Source organism: Ruania rhizosphaerae, from assembly GCF_009805705.1.
GTDB classification, from domain to species: domain Bacteria; phylum Actinomycetota; class Actinomycetes; order Actinomycetales; family Beutenbergiaceae; genus Ruania; species Ruania rhizosphaerae.
Genome location: NZ_VSMB01000021.1, coordinates 23,304 through 37,835 on the forward strand (window position 1 = coordinate 23,304; position 14,532 = coordinate 37,835).

A 14,532-nucleotide genomic window follows, 5' to 3' on the forward strand; every position below is an offset into this window, starting at 1 on the left:
GAACCTCCTGGAGTGTGCGCCGTGCCGGCGCGTGTGGGTGGTGGATGGGTGGATCAGGCTCGGGTGAAGATCGCGTTCGCCTCCTGTTGCAGGCCGACATCGGCCCACATCGCGTGCTGAGGCGCGGCATTGGAGCACACGATCGAGCCCCAGGCGCCGACGCGGGCGGACTCGGCCATCGCCCGGCGGCAGATCTGTGCGCCGACCGGTCCCTCCTCGAACCGGCCGTCCTTGGGCGTGTAGCCGACCCAGCCCTCGCCGAGCACGAGCGGGATCTCGCGGGCAGCCGCCTGATCGGCGGCGGTCTCCAGCCACAGCGTCAAGCGGGAGTCCATCGCGATCCGGTGCTCGCCGTAGTGGTCGTAGAGCCAGCGGTCGAAGGCTTGAGGGTCGCACCAGTCGTGGGTGTAGATCTCCGGCTTGCTCACGATCATGGCGTGCATCCGCCAGGCCTCGCCCGCCGTCCAGTCGGTCACGTCCGGGGCACCCGGGCGCAGCAGATCGCGGCGGGCTGCCTGCTGCGCATACTCCTCGAGGGGCCCGCGCAGGCCGTACGTCTCGATCAGGGTGTCGAGCACTCCGTACACGTACGGGTGCACCACCAGCACGTCGGCATTGTGCGGTACTCCACGCATCTCTCCGACCGGCACGCCCGCGTAGTTCACCGTGACTGGTACCTGCGGCTGCAGATCGTGGAACACGCGGAGTCCTCGTTCCAGCCGGTCATGCAAGGCCAGGACCGCCCCGTCTCCGACGACCCCGAGGCCCTCGGTCAGGTGCCCGATCTGAACCTCGTTGTGTAGTTCCACGAAGGCGATCCGGTCCGCCAGGTGGTGCTCGGTGAGGAAGTCCACCAAGGCGGACTGTGCCCGGGCCAGCTCCACGGCCCGCTCCTCGGGTTCCACTGCATGCAGGGCCTCGTACCACTGAGGCGTGGCAGCGAACGCCGGGCTCTGCTGGTACTCCCAGGAGGAGACGATCACGTAGCAGTCATGACGTTTCGCCGCCCGGAACAGCTCCAGCAGGTGCTCACGGGCGTCGATGGTGGTCTCGGCGGCCACGTCGTACCAGCGCACCCGCTGGGCGTACTCGCCCCCCATCGATCCGAGCCGCAGAGCGGTGGTGTCCAGTCCGGAACCGAACAGCAGATACGGCATCGCACAGATGCGGATGGTGTTGTAGCCGCGTTCGACGGCCTCGGCGAAGGCCCGGTCGAGATCGGCGAACGGTTCACCCGGTCCGGTGCGCACGAACCAGGAGAAGTCCCAGAGGGTCAGCGTCAACCGGTCCGGCAGGTGGTCCGGGATCGGTACGGGGGAGTAGGTCATTCTCGCTCCTCGATCGTGGTGAGCAGGTCGTGGGCCTCGGGGTGGTCGGGCACCGTGGTCAGGATCTCGCTCAACCGCGCTCGCGCCGCTCGCACATCGCCGTCGAGCAGGTCCAACTGCGCTCGCAGGTACTGCACGCGCACGTCGCGCTGTTCGCTCAGGTCCGGCGGGAACAGCAGCATCTCGGGCAACGAGGTGGCGAAGTAGTCGATCACGGGTGTGGAGGCGGCCAGCTCGTCGGTGAACTCGCGGAGGTCCGCCGCGAGCGCACGGGCCTCGTCGGTGCGGGCGAGGCGCCGCAGGGCGAGCACGCTGTGGTAGGTCGCCTCGCTGTGGCGGCTGGTGCTCATCGTGCGGAAGTCGCCCACCTGAGCGGCGGCGATCGTCCAGGCCCGCTGAGCATCCTCGGTTCTGCCCGCGGCAGCCGCCACGTCGCCCGTGAGCAGCTGCAGCCCCGCGGTCGTGGCGAGCGGGTGCCGATCCTCCCCGAGCGTGGCCGGCGGCGTGAGGGCCGCGGCCACCCACTGCGCCGCCTCGTCGAGCCTGCCCGCAGTCAGGGCGGTGCGGGCGAGAGCGGTACAGGTGCGTTCCCACACCCGCAGCACCTCACCCTCGCCGCCTTCCCACGGTTGGAACTGCCGCCCGCTGAGGACCCGGTGCGCTGCGACCGCATCCCCGGAGCAGACGAGCAGGTGCGCCAGTTCGGCGGCGAGATCGTCGCGCTCGGCCACCGCGTGCGGGGCGTCGCTGATGGCTCGCAACCGCGCGACCACCGGCACGGCGCGTCGCCGGTCCAGTTGGTCGCTCTCCCGCAGGATCCGAGGGTGACCTGGAGCGAGGGCGAGTGCTCGGTCGTAGGCGGCACGGGCACCGCCCAGATCGCCGGCCACCGTCACCAGTGCGAGCCCGATGTTGCGGTGCACGACGGCGTCCCCCGCCTCCCGGGCCCCGGTCTCCCACGCCGTCAGGGCCTCCTGCTGACGTCCGGAGGCGTACAGCCAGTGGCCGAGCAGCACCTGGGCCACCGCGTCCTGGTGACGCTGGACGGCCCGGGTGAGCATGACGGCGTCCTCGAGTCGTCCCGGGAAGCACCAGGTGCGATCGGCCCCGGCAGCGTCCTGACGGGTTCGCTGGGCGGCGACCTCGTCCCCGGTCCGCTCCAGCAGATCGGCACGGTGCAGGTGCGCCAGGGCGGTGACCGAGGGTTGTCCCAGAGCGCGTGCGCGATCACGGTCGACGGCCGTCTCCAGCACCCGGAGCGCCTCGGCGAGGCAGCCGACGCTCGCGTACTCGCTCGCGATGTCGAGGCAGGTGAGGGCGTCGGCGTGCAGCTCCTGGCCGGCGAGGTCCCGCGACCACCAGTGCAGCGGGTCCAGTCCAGCCAGCGCACCCAGCTCGGCCGCAGCCTCCCCGGCACGCCCGGTGCGGCGCAGCAGCAGTGCCCGAAGCGTGCGCGCCTGCAGGTGTTCCGGCTCCACGCGCAGCACATCGTCCAGCCGGTGAAGCGCGGTCGCATCCCGCCCGGCGGCGGCGTCGAGACGCGCCATCTCGTATCCGGCCGGTGCCCGCCACAGCCGATTCCAGGAGGCGCGAGCCAGCAGGCCGTAGGCTTCCTGCGGGCGCTCGTCCAGAGCGAGCACCAGGCCCAGGTGATACAGCGCCGTCGCATCGCTGGGGGTGGGGTGGTAGGCCGTGAGCCTGCCGACGGCGGTGCGCAGGTGTGTCTCCGCCTCACCGAGGCGCTCCTGCCGCATGCGCGCGATCCCGACGGCGGTGCTCACCCCCGCGTGACCCGGCTCCCGCCGTAGCGCCTCCGCCCAGTACGGCTCGGGGGAGCGGCTGGCGTGGCGGTACTGCTGGAGGTGACCGGCGATATCGAGCAGCTCTTCGACGGTGTTCACCTGTGCCGGGGGCGCAGGTTCGGTCGCTGCCAGTACCTCGGCATTCTCGCCCTGCTCATCCTGCACACCCTGGCGAGCCTGCGCCGTCGGTTGGCTCACCAGCACCTGCTCGCCATGGCGCACGCGCACGGTCAGCGGTGCTGCGCCGTCGGCGGCCACCTCCCACTGCAGTGGCGTGGCCGGATCGAGATCGGCGACCCGGTCGGTGATCACCGTGCCCGAGGCGTCCAGCACCTCCAGGACTGCCCCCGGCCGAGACGAGGTGGAGATCGCGCCGACGGTGAGGGTGCCATCGGCCGACCGGACCCGCAGCGCCGCCTCCTCCGTGGCCTCGGTGACGGGCCCGATATCCCGCAGCGGATACCAGACCTGGGAGAACACCTTTGTCTCACCGGGGGCCAGGAAGGCGAAATCGGGCTGGTTGTCGGTGAACACTCCGGCCATGAGCTCGACATAGGCCGAGTGGTCATCGGCGAGGTTGCGGTTCCAGGCGCGGCCGAAGCGCGACTCGCCCCACGTCCACTGCTTCTTCCCGACGGCGATGCGACGGTCGGCCACGTGCACGAAACCCAGACCGGTGGCGTGGTCGTAGCCGCCGAAGAAGTCGTGGTCGGAGTGGGTGACCATGTACGAGGTGGGCACCGGGATGTTGTCCGGCCAGTCGATCCGGTCCCCGGACACGAGGGTGCCGTCGGCTGCGGTGAAGGTGGTGTGCGCCCGGCTCGGATAGTCGATGTCGTAGTAGGGCCGGTCCGCGGCGGGGAAGGCGGTGATGGCGCGCTTGGCGTGATCGGCCACGATGTGCACGTCATCGGGGAAGAAGGACTGGAAGTCCCGGTGGGTGCGCGCGGCCACGTTGGCCCACCACAGGAAGGTCTGCGTCAGCGGCGTGCGGTTGTACAGGCGCACCCTCAGCTCGATGGTGGAACGGTCCGGGCGGAGGCGGATCCCGTGCATCCCCTTCATCCGGTCAAAGGGATCGTGGTCGGAGCACCAGACGGTGACCGAACCGTCGTCTTCGTGGGTGATGTGGGTGTCGGTGGGCAGGTAGGTGGCGGGGCGGTGGTGCTGGGGCCAGTTGAGTTCGATGCCGCCGGCGATCCACGGCCCGGCCAGGCCGACGAGGGCGGGTTTGATGACCGGGTTGTTGTAGAAGATCTCGGCGCCCGAGTGGCGGTCGATGGCCAGGTGGATCCGGCCGCCCAGCTCGGGCAGGATCACCAGCCGGATCCACGCGTTCTCCAGGTGGATCGCGTCCCACTGGTGCGTCGTGGGTTCGGATTCGATGCGGTCGTGGAACGGCAGCGGGTACACCCGCCCCGAGGAGCCCTGATAGACGCGGGCATCGAGATAGGCGGGCAGATCCGAGGGCGGCGCCGGGTGGTAGGTACGCAGTGGCAGCGGTTCGCGCCAGACAGCGACGGGGGCATCGGCCTGGCCGGCGGGCCGGGCCGGGAGGGTGAGTGTCGGCTCCTCTGTGAGCATGCCTCGACGCTAAGCGCCGGTGAGGCGCAGCAGGAATGTCCGATCGTGTGGACTTCCTGGACGATTCGATGATTCTCTAGGGCACACTGGACCGGTGGTGACGTACACGCGGGACGGCTTCCCCGGGCAGCGGATGCGTGTGCTGCCGCGCCCACTGGTGACCAGCGCGACGCAGTCCGGTCTGACCTCCCGGCTGCTGGTGACCGACGCCGGCTACTTCCCGCACGCCGCCAACCATGGCCGCTCCCGACCACAGGGAGCCCGGGAGGCGGTGGTGCTGGTGTGCACCGATGGCCGCGGCTGGTGCGATGTGGACGGCGGCACGGTGCCGGTGCGGGTGGGCCAGGCGCTGGTGCTGCCGCCGGGCACGGGGCACCTCTACCGCGCTGACGCCGGCGATCCCTGGACGTTGTGGTGGCTCCATGCCACGGGCTCAGATCTGCCGGACCTGCTCGCTCCGATGGCGGGCGGCTCACGACGCGTGGTCGACCTGCACGATCCCGCGCGCGTGGTCCATCTGATGGAGCAGGTGGTCCAGGCGCTCGAAAGGGACGAGACCACTCCTTCTCTGATGGCAGCGGCGGGTGCGGCGTGGTACGTGTTCGCCCAACTCGGAGCTGACCGGCTCGCGGGGCCGCGAGATGAGGCCGGGCCGGTGCAACGGGCCCGGGAGTACCTCCTGGAGCACCTCGAGGAGCCGGTCCGGGTGCCCGACGTCGCTGCGCACGTGGGACTGAGCACCTCCCACCTGGCGGCCCTGTTCCGGCAGGCGACCGGTGGCGGCGTCCTCGACTACCTCACTCGCACCCGGATGGCCCGCGCCCGGGTGATGCTGGTCACCACGTCCCGGACCGTCGCTGAGATCGCCCGGTCGGTGGGCTACGCCGACGAGTTCTACTTCTCCCGGCAGTTCCGGGCCGTGAGCGGGGTGAGCCCGTCGAGCTTCCGCAAGGCCTCGCGGGCCGAACAGGTGCACTGAAGGGTCACAGCAGCCGGGCAGCGAGGTAGACGATCCAGCACGCCAGGGCTGCGTAGGCGAGGGCATTCCTCAGCTTCTCTGCGACGTCGAAGGCCCAGCAGGCCCCGGCGGCGGCGATCAGCGCCCAGCAGCCTGGAACGCTCCAGCGCACGATTCCTGCCTGCAGCGGCCCGGCGTCCGACTGCGGTGGAGCGATGACCACGTAGGCGACCGCGAGTGCGAGCGCCACGACCGCGACGATGAGTCCCAGCACGCGGCGGTGCCGGTGGGCGAACGCCTGCAACGGGGGCTCGGCGACCTCGGCGGACTCGTGTTCCTCGGCGCTGGTTCCGAGCTCATCCGTGGACGGCCGCCCGTCGGTGACGTCCCACGCGTGGTGGACCAGATCGTGCAGCAGGTACTGCATGAGAGTGGTGATCGTGAACTCGGCGCCGTCGCCGCGCCGTCCCGAGCGCCCGGCCTGCTCAGGGTCGGTTCTCTCGACCCGGGCGGCCAGGGCCGTGCCGGCGGTCATCACCGCGGCTGCGACGTCAGCGGGATCGAGATCCTGGTAGCTGCTCTCCTGCGCCGCCTGGTCGGGATCGAAGTCCTCGAATGTGGGGGCGTCCTCGGTCTGCATCGCGGTCAGCCGGGCATCGAAGACCTCAATCACATCCCGCACGTGCGCCGCGTACTCGAGCGTGGACCAGGTCTGCGGGGCGGGGCGTTCGGCCACGTCGGTCCGTCGCAGGACCACCGGCCAGACTTCGAGCTGGGCGCGCAGTGCGGCAGGGATCTGCTCCAGATTCAGCGCTCCCACGTTGGCCCCGCAGTCGGGGCATTGGCGGTGCAGGACCCACGTCCAGTCCTTGGTCTCCGGCATGGAATCCACGGTACTGGCGCGTCGGTAGACTCGCCGCCATGTCCACCATCAACGCAGACGAGGTCGCGCGCCTGGCCGCCCTGGCCCGCATCGACCTCACGCCCGAGGAGACCGACCGACTGGCCGGCGATCTGGACGTGATCGTCCAGTCCGTGGCGACCGTCTCGGAGGTCGCCGGAGACGACGTGCCCGCCACCAGCCACCCGATCCCCCTGACGAACGTGCTCCGTGACGACGTGGTGGGCCAGACCCTGCCGCTGGAGGACATCCTCGCTCAGGCGCCGCAGGCCGAGGACGGCCAGTTCGCGGTGCCGCAGATCCTGGGGGAGGAGCAGTGACAGACCTCACCCGACTCACCGCCGCCGACCTCGCCGAGCGCCTGCGCTCGGGTGAGGTGACCAGCGTCGAGGCCACCCAGGCGCACCTGGACCGCATCGCCGCCGTCGACGGCCCGGTGCATGCGTTCCTGCACATCAACTCTGAGGAGGCACTCGCCACCGCAGCCGATGTGGATGCCCGCCGCGCGGCCGGCGAGGACCTGCACGAGCTCGCTGGTGTGCCGATCGCCGTCAAGGACGTCGTGGTCACCAAGGACCAGGTGACCACCGCCGGTTCGAAGATCCTCGACGGGTGGATTCCTCCGTACGACGCCACCCTGGTGGAGAAGCTGCGCGCGGCCGGGATGCCGATCCTGGGCAAGACGAACATGGACGAGTTCGCCATGGGTTCGAGCACGGAGCACTCGGCGTACGGTCCCACCCGCAACCCGTGGGATCTCGATCGCATCCCTGGTGGCTCGGGTGGTGGTTCTGCAGCCGCCGTGGCCGCCTACGAGGCGCCCCTGGCGATCGGGACCGACACCGGCGGCTCGATCCGCCAGCCCGCTGCCGTCACCGGCACCGTGGGCGTCAAGCCCACCTATGGCTCGGTCTCGCGCTACGGGCTGATCGCACTCGCCTCCAGTCTCGACCAGGCCGGTCCGTGCTCGCGGACCGTGCTCGACTCCGCGTTGCTGCACGACGTGATCGGCGGGCACGACCCGCGTGACTCCACCTCGCTGCCCGAGCCCGCACCCAGCTACGCCGACGCGGCCCGTGCCGGTGCCACCGGCGACCTGACCGGGGTGCGCGTGGGCGTGGTGCGTGAGCTCGGTGGTGAGGGCTACCAGCCCGGGGTGCGCGCGAGCTTCGAGGCGAGCCTGGACCACCTGCGCGCCGCCGGCGCCGAGGTGGTGGAGGTCTCCTGCCCGAGTTTCTCGGCCGCACTGGCTGCCTACTACCTGATCCTGCCGTCGGAGGCTTCGAGCAACCTGGCGAAGTTCGACGGGATGCGGTTCGGCCTGCGGGTGGAGCCGGCCGAAGGCCCGGTGACCGCCGAGCGCGTCATGGCCGCCACGCGTGGGGCTGGCTTCGGACCAGAGGTCAAGCGCCGCATCATCCTCGGTACCTACGCACTCTCGGCCGGCTACTACGACGCCTACTACGGCAGTGCGCAGAAGGTGCGGACCCTCATCCAGCGCGACTTCGCTGCCGCCTTCGAGGCCGCTGACGTGCTCGTCTCGCCCACGGCGCCCACCACGGCGTTCCGGTTCGGGGAGAAGGTGGACGATCCAATGGCGATGTACCTCAACGACGTCGCCACGATCCCGGCAAACCTGGCTGGGATTCCTGGCCTTTCGCTGCCCAGCGGACTGTCCGATGATGGTCTGCCGGTCGGCTTCCAGGTGCTCGCACCGGCCCGGGCCGACGAGCGGCTCTACCGGGTGGGTGCTGCGCTCGAGACGCGACTGCTCGCCGCGGCCGGCGGTGCCGGCGTGCTCGCCGATGCACCGGAGCTGGAGACCCTGACGGATACGACGGAGGCCGCCCGATGACCACGCTGGTCGACTATGACGACGCGATCGCCCGCTTCGACCCCGTCCTCGGTATCGAGGTGCACGTCGAGCTCGGGACCGCCACGAAGATGTTCGACGACGCACCAGCCCACTTCGGTGCCCAGCCGAACAGCGCCGTGACGCCCGTCTCGTTGGGCCTTCCCGGCGCACTGCCCGTGGTCAACGGCACCGCGGTGGAGTATGCGATCCGTATCGGCCTGGCGCTGAACTGCCAGATCGCCGAGACCTGCCGGTTCGCCCGGAAGAACTACTTCTACCCGGACGTGCCGAAGAACTTCCAGACGTCCCAGTACGACGAGCCGATCGCCTTCGAGGGCTATCTGGACGTCGAGCTCGAGGACGGTGAGGTCTTCCGGGTGGAGATCGAGCGCGCCCACATGGAGGAGGACGCCGGGAAGAACACCCATGTGGGTGGCTCCGGGCGCATTCACGGAGCCGAGTACTCCCTCGTGGACTACAACCGTGCCGGAATCCCGCTGGTGGAGATCGTCACCAAGCCGATCACCGGCGTGGGCGCTCGCGCCCCCGAGGTGGCCCGGGCCTATGTCTCGGCGCTGCGGGACATCTTCCGCACCCTCGGCGTGTCCGAGGCGAGGATGGAGCGCGGCAACGTCCGTGCCGACGTGAACCTCTCCCTGCGCGCCACCCCGGACGCTCCCCTGGGGACCCGCACCGAGACCAAGAACGTCAACTCCTTCCGCTCCATCGAGCGGGCGGTGCGGTACGAGGTGTCCCGGCAGGCCGCCGTCCTCGACGCCGGTCAGAGCGTGGTGCAGGAGACACGCCACTTCCACGAGGACACCGGCTCCACCTCCTCGGGCCGCGTGAAGTCGGACGCCGACGACTACCGGTACTTCCCCGAGCCGGACCTGGTGCCTCTGGCACCCCCGCGCGAATGGGTCGAGGAGATCCGGGCGAGCCTGCCGGAACTGCCGGCCCTGCGCCGTCGGCGGCTGGTCACCGAGTGGGGGTACTCGGAAGAAGAGATGCGTGACGTCGTCAACGCCGGAGCACTCGACCTCATCGAGGCCACGGTGGCTGCCGGGGCGGCCCCTGCTGCCGCGCGGAAGTGGTGGATGGGTGAGCTCTCCCGCACTGCCAAGACCAGTGGTGTCGAGCTGGCGGACCTTGATGTCACCCCGCAGCACGTGGCCGAGCTCCAGGCGCTGGTGGACTCCGGGCGCGTGAACGACAAGCTGGCTCGGCAGGTCCTCGAAGGTGTGCTCGCGGGTGAAGGTGCGCCTGAGGACGTCGTCACTGCACGCGGACTGGAGGTCGTCTCCGACGACGGGCCGTTGCTGGAGGTCATCGACGCCACCCTGGCCGAGCAGCCTGACATCGCGGAGAAGATTCGGTCCGGCAACCTGGGCCCGATGGGTGTGATCATCGGTGCGGTGATGAAGGCCACGCGCGGGCAGGCCGATGCCGGCCGGGTGCGGGAACTCGTGCAGGAACGGCTCTCCTGATTCCGGTGCAGGGCAGGAGCAGGCGATGGACGTGAACTGGGTGCCGCCGGTACTGGCCGGCGAGATGATCACGCTGCGTCCGATTCGCGCCGAGGACTCCGACGCCCTGTGGGACGGACTGGGCGATCCCGAGGGGCGGCGGATGGCCGGCCTCACGCAGGAGTTCACCCGGGAGCAGGTGGCGCAGTGGGCTGCCACGGCGGCCGAGCGGGAGGGTCGATTCGACTGGGCCACCACGGTCGACGGTGAGGCGATCCTGGGCCGGATCAGCCTGGAACGGGTCGATCCGGTGGCGCGTAGCGCGAACCTGCGCTCCCTGACGCTTCCCGGACACCGGGGCCGCGGTTATGGGCGCGAGGCGATCATGCTGGTGCTGGACTTCGCATTCGGCACCGATCCCGGCTTGGGTCTGCATCGCGTCGGTCTGGAGGTGCTGAGCATCAACCCCCGTGCCGCCGCGCTCTACCAGAGTCTGGGGTTCGTGCCCGAGGGCCGGCGGCGCGAGGTGCTCGGGGACGGGGAGCGGTTCGCCGATTCGTTGGTGATGGGCATGCTGGAGGACGAGTACCCGGCTGCCAAGGCGAGCTGGGCGTGAGGGTCGTCCTCGCACCGGACTCGTTCAAAGGGTCGCTGAGCGCGGCAGCTGTAGCCGAGCACCTCGCTCGCGGTGTCCGTCGCGCGGTTCCTGGTGCCGGTGTGGTGCAGATGCCGATCGCCGACGGCGGTGAGGGAACCGTCGCGGCGGCGATCGCTGCGGGGTACTCGCCCGTCGAGGTGACGGTCACCGGCGCCCTGGGAAGCCCGGTGACGGCGACCTATGCGCGCCAGGGAGGGTGCGCCGTCGTCGAGATGGCCGCGGCGGCGGGCCTGGACCAGGTGCCACCGGACGCCGACAGTGCCCGCCGGGCTGGAACCGAAGGCGTGGGCGAGATCATCCGGCACGCTCTGGATCACGGGGCCTCGGAGGTTCTCCTCGGTCTGGGTGGCAGTGCCACCACCGACGGCGGAGCGGGCCTGGCCAGAGCGCTGGGGGTGGGGCTGTGGGACAGCGACGGCCACCCTCTCCCGTCCGGGGGAGCGGCCCTGGCTGACCTGGCGCGGGTGGACCTGAGCGGGCTGGACCCGCGTGTGAGTGGGCTGCGTGTCGTGCTGGCCGCCGATGTGACCTCGCCGCTGCTCGGTGCGGAGGGGGCGGCAGCGGTGTTCGGGCCGCAGAAGGGCGCCGATGCGGCCGAGGTTGCCGAGCTGGAGGCCGGGCTGACGCGCTGGGTGGCGGCGCTTGCTGAGGCAGGCATCCCGCAGGCGCGTGAGATCGCCGGCACATCCGGAGCGGGAGCTGCGGGTGGCCTGGGGTACGGGGCGATGGCACTGCTCGGTGCCACGCGTCGCTCCGGCATCGAGGCGGTACTGGAGATGGTCGGCTTCGCCGAGCAGGTGCGAGGTGCCGATCTGGTGATCACGGGGGAGGGGAGCATGGACTCCCAGTCTCTGGCCGGGAAGGCCCCGGTCGGAGTGGCTGCCGCCGCGCGCGCGGCTGGCGTCCCCGTGGTGGCCGTCGTGGGCCGGTGCGCCGTGGATGAGGCGACGGCGCGCGAGCACGGGATCGACGCCGTCCACGCGTTGCTGGACCTCGAACCCGATGTGGACCGATGCATCGCACGGGCGGGGGAGTTGGTGGAGCTCGCAGCAGCCCGCGCCCTCGCCTGACCCCGACGGCCCCGCTGACGCCGTCCCTCCGTGTCGCACATCCTTGACGATGACGTCAAGATGATGTCACCATGGCGTCATGGATCTGAACGGCTACCTCTCCTCGCTGCAGCAGGCGCTCGCAAACGCTGCGCGGACATCTACTCCTGAAGTGCAGGAAGCGTCGGAGCGCCTGGCTCAGACGCTCGAACCGGCGCTGCGCCTGACGCTCATGGAGCTGGCATCCGACATCGCTGCTGACGTCACTCTGCGTCTCGATGGTGCCATCGTTGATGTCAGGCTCCGGGGCGGGAACCCCGAGCTCGTGGTGGAGCAGCAGCCCACCCAACTCGCCGACGCTACCGAAGCCTTCGCGCCCCCGACCCCGCCCGAACCGCCGGAAGCTCCTGTTCCCGAGGGCGACGGGTCCCAGACCCGGATCACGCTCCGGCTGCCCGAGTCCCTCAAGTCCCGTGTTGACGACGCTGCCTCCCGCGACGGTGTCAGCGTCAATTCCTGGTTGGTGCGTGCCGCGCAGCATGCTCTCACCGGCCCGGCCACCGAACCCCGCCCCACCACCTCCGGCCGGCGCATGACCGGCTGGGTCCGCTGAACGGAGCCCCCATGTTCCACGACGACGTCTACGACGCCATCGCCGCCCGCCGTATCGGCGGCCCGCTCGATCGCCCGCACCGGCACATCTCTGGCCGGCGTCGCGGTGCAGACGAGCCCACCGCCTATAACCCACCCCGCCGCCCGCGTCCGGAAGGACTCTGATGACCTCCCACGACCGCACTTTTCCCGTCGATGGCCCGATCCGCCTGCTCGTGCGGATGCGCTCCAGCGACATCACGGTCACGGCGCAGGAGACCGACACCGCCAGTGTGAGCTTCTCCGGGAACCCCGACCTCGCCGCCCGCGTGCGGGTGGAGTTCGTCGGTGACCGGCTGGAAGTCGAGGCACCCCTGGCCCGCACCGGATTCTTCACCTCGTTCGGCGGCCCGAAGATGGGCGTCTCCGTCGTGGTTCCGATCGGCTCAGATGCCGTCCTGGAGACCGGGTCGGGCAGTGTCCGCACCACAGGTGACCTGGGAGCCATCCAGACCAAGACCGGTTCTGGCGCGATCCGGCTCGCGCATGGCTCGTCGGTCGAGGCCACCTGTGGTTCCGGTGACGTCGCCGTCGGGTCTGTCGGCAGCGTGAGAGTGACGACAGGCTCCGGTGGGATCACGGTCAGCGAGGCAGACGAGGCGCGTCTGCGCACGGGTTCGGGCACGATGTCGGTCGACGTGGTGCGCGCCATCGAGGCGTCGTCCGGATCCGGCGACGTCATCATCGGAACACTCGGGGAGTGGGCCACGCTCAAGAGCGGCTCGGGCGATCACATCGTTCGTCAGGTGGGGCGCGGGGAAGTCTCCGCCAAGACGGCCTCCGGGGACATCTCGGTCGGGGTCGCACCCGGATCGGCTGCGATGCTGGACTGCTCCACCGTCTCGGGCACGATGCGCAGCGAGCTCGAACCGGGTGATGCGCCCGATTCCGATGCCGACGGCGTCGTGCTCAGGCTCCGCTCGGTGAGCGGCAACGTCACCGTACGCCGCGCCTGAGACTCGTCGCGATCTCGGCCAACCATTCCCCGACGGCGTCCCGTAGGCCTGGCATGTCACTTGTCAGCGAGTGGTTCCCGCGCAGGCGAACCAGACGCCGGCCCGGTGCCTGCGGTGGCATCCCGAACGGATCGCTCTCGCCCTGGACCACCAGCACCGGGACGCCGACGGCGTCAAGCTCCGGCAGCCGGGATTTCGACGGGTCATCGCCTTTGCCCGGGGGATGCAGCGGGAAGGCGAGGCAGACCACCCCGGCCGCTGCTACGTCGTCGGCGGTCCGGCAGGCAACCCGGGCACCGGAGGAACGGCCACCGGTGAGCACCGGCAGCTGCGGCCACCAGCGGTGGCGGACCTCGCCGATGATCTGCGTGAACGCCGTGTCCAGCTGCGATGCCGGGGCGGGAGCGCGACGACCAGCCACGCGGTAGGGCTGCTCGCTGAGTATCACGCTGACTCCGGCGGACAGCGCGGCTGTGGTTGCCGCCTGCAGGTCCGGTGCACTGACACAGCCACCTGCGCCGTGCCCGAGCACGAGACCGGCCCACGGGTCCGGCGCCGGGTGATGATGCACCCGGGCGGTCCCGTGGGCCGTCTCGATGTCGACTGTGTCGTTCGGCTCGCTCACCCGATCAGGGTAGCCATCGGCGATCGGCTATGCGGTTGAGCTGGTGTCCTGGTTGGTGAGGTGCACCAGGCGCCGGATCGCTACTCCGGTGAGGGCGAGCACGATGCCCAGGCCGGTCACCAGTGCGGCCACCCCGAAGGCCACCACCGAGGTGAAGAGCGAGGCTCGCAGGAACGAGGCGGTCATCACGGTCTCGCGCTGGGCGGCCAGCTCAGCGTGCTCCTCCGACTCGGGCTCGACCTGGCTCATTTCCGCACCCAGCTCGGCGTACGTGCGACCCTCGGTCGCGGCCATCGCGTGGGTGTTGATCACATCCGCCTCGGCATAGGCGGTCAGCGGGCCGCGGACGGGGTCGCCTGCGAACCACCGCGCATCGTCGGAGACGGTGATCTCCTCGTCCGCCAGCTGGCTGGAGACGGTGATCCACGTGGCGATGCCGCCGACGGCGAACACCAGCCCGAGGATGAATGTCGTGATCCCGACGACCTTGATGAAGCCGGCGCTGCGGGCTGTGGTGGTGGTCATGGCGTCCTCCCGACACTCGACCCTTTTCCCTGGTGACTCCTATCGTTCCGCATCACAAGTGATCGTGCATGGGCCCAAGGTCCCGACCAGCCTCCGGACAACGACACCATCGATGTCTCACGCCGTCGTATTGTGACCGCTGGCGTAGTTCTGCGCCGCCAGCTCGTGTAAGGA

The 14,532-nt window shown here is 70.3% G+C and carries 14 protein-coding genes; 9 read left to right on the forward strand and 5 right to left on the reverse strand.

Going from position 1 to position 14,532, the window contains the following annotated elements:
- Positions 1 to 53: 53 nt before the first annotated feature.
- Positions 54 to 1,328, reverse strand: a complete 1,275-nt coding sequence (locus tag FV560_RS19335; RefSeq protein ID WP_159623519.1) for a cellulase-like family protein — start codon at positions 1,326 to 1,328, stop codon at positions 54 to 56.
- The gene (locus FV560_RS19340; RefSeq protein WP_159623521.1) at positions 1,325 to 4,714 is read right to left on the reverse strand and encodes a DUF5107 domain-containing protein; all 3,390 of its coding nucleotides are present in this window, start codon (positions 4,712 to 4,714) and stop codon (positions 1,325 to 1,327) included. The genes FV560_RS19335 and FV560_RS19340 overlap by 4 nt, the downstream gene beginning before the upstream one ends.
- 94 nt (positions 4,715 to 4,808) lie before the next feature.
- On the opposite strand from FV560_RS19340, the gene FV560_RS19345 reads away from it, so the two are divergent.
- On the forward strand, positions 4,809 to 5,693 hold the full coding sequence (locus tag FV560_RS19345) for an AraC family transcriptional regulator (protein WP_235020246.1): 885 nt from the start codon (positions 4,809 to 4,811) through the stop codon (positions 5,691 to 5,693).
- Between the two features lie 4 nt (positions 5,694 to 5,697).
- Here FV560_RS19345 and FV560_RS20200 read toward each other — a convergent pair whose 3' ends face one another.
- Positions 5,698 to 6,555 (reverse strand): DinB family protein, encoded by an 858-nt coding sequence (locus FV560_RS20200; protein ID WP_200837822.1) that lies wholly within the window; start codon positions 6,553 to 6,555, stop codon positions 5,698 to 5,700.
- Positions 6,556 to 6,593: 38 nt separating this feature from the next.
- Between FV560_RS20200 and gatC the strand changes: the two genes are divergently transcribed.
- From gatC to FV560_RS19390, 8 genes are all read left to right on the forward strand, one after another.
- Positions 6,594 to 6,893: an Asp-tRNA(Asn)/Glu-tRNA(Gln) amidotransferase subunit GatC gene (gene gatC, locus FV560_RS19355; RefSeq protein WP_159623523.1), complete on the forward strand. Its 300-nt coding sequence runs from the start codon at positions 6,594 to 6,596 to the stop codon at positions 6,891 to 6,893.
- On the forward strand, positions 6,890 to 8,428 hold the full coding sequence (gene gatA / locus FV560_RS19360; RefSeq protein ID WP_159623525.1) for an Asp-tRNA(Asn)/Glu-tRNA(Gln) amidotransferase subunit GatA: 1,539 nt from the start codon (positions 6,890 to 6,892) through the stop codon (positions 8,426 to 8,428). The genes gatC and gatA overlap by 4 nt, the downstream gene beginning before the upstream one ends.
- Positions 8,425 to 9,915 (forward strand): Asp-tRNA(Asn)/Glu-tRNA(Gln) amidotransferase subunit GatB, encoded by a 1,491-nt coding sequence (gatB, locus tag FV560_RS19365; RefSeq protein WP_159623527.1) that lies wholly within the window; start codon positions 8,425 to 8,427, stop codon positions 9,913 to 9,915. Before gatA ends, gatB begins: the two co-directional genes overlap by 4 nt.
- 25 nt (positions 9,916 to 9,940) lie before the next feature.
- The gene (locus FV560_RS19370; protein ID WP_159623529.1) at positions 9,941 to 10,510 is read left to right on the forward strand and encodes a GNAT family N-acetyltransferase; all 570 of its coding nucleotides are present in this window, start codon (positions 9,941 to 9,943) and stop codon (positions 10,508 to 10,510) included.
- Positions 10,507 to 11,622 carry a glycerate kinase gene (locus FV560_RS19375; protein WP_200837824.1) on the forward strand — a complete coding sequence of 372 codons (1,116 nt, stop codon included), beginning with the start codon at positions 10,507 to 10,509 and terminating at the stop codon, positions 11,620 to 11,622. Before FV560_RS19370 ends, FV560_RS19375 begins: the two co-directional genes overlap by 4 nt.
- 79 nt (positions 11,623 to 11,701) lie before the next feature.
- The gene (locus tag FV560_RS19380) at positions 11,702 to 12,214 is read left to right on the forward strand and encodes a hypothetical protein (protein WP_159623532.1); all 513 of its coding nucleotides are present in this window, start codon (positions 11,702 to 11,704) and stop codon (positions 12,212 to 12,214) included.
- A gap of 11 nt (positions 12,215 to 12,225) precedes the next feature.
- Positions 12,226 to 12,378, forward strand: a complete 153-nt coding sequence (locus tag FV560_RS19385) for a hypothetical protein (RefSeq protein WP_159623534.1) — start codon at positions 12,226 to 12,228, stop codon at positions 12,376 to 12,378.
- Positions 12,378 to 13,208, forward strand: a complete 831-nt coding sequence (locus FV560_RS19390; protein WP_159623536.1) for a DUF4097 family beta strand repeat-containing protein — start codon at positions 12,378 to 12,380, stop codon at positions 13,206 to 13,208. Before FV560_RS19385 ends, FV560_RS19390 begins: the two co-directional genes overlap by 1 nt.
- Here FV560_RS19390 and FV560_RS19395 read toward each other — a convergent pair.
- Both FV560_RS19395 and FV560_RS19400 read right to left on the reverse strand, forming a co-directional pair.
- Positions 13,189 to 13,833, reverse strand: a complete 645-nt coding sequence (locus FV560_RS19395) for an alpha/beta hydrolase family protein (RefSeq protein WP_159623538.1) — start codon at positions 13,831 to 13,833, stop codon at positions 13,189 to 13,191. The two genes, FV560_RS19390 and FV560_RS19395, sit on opposite strands and share 20 nt — an antisense overlap.
- Positions 13,834 to 13,860: 27 nt before the next feature.
- Positions 13,861 to 14,358: an aromatic ring-opening dioxygenase LigA gene (locus FV560_RS19400; RefSeq protein ID WP_159623540.1), complete on the reverse strand. Its 498-nt coding sequence runs from the start codon at positions 14,356 to 14,358 to the stop codon at positions 13,861 to 13,863.
- Positions 14,359 to 14,532 lie beyond the last annotated feature (174 nt).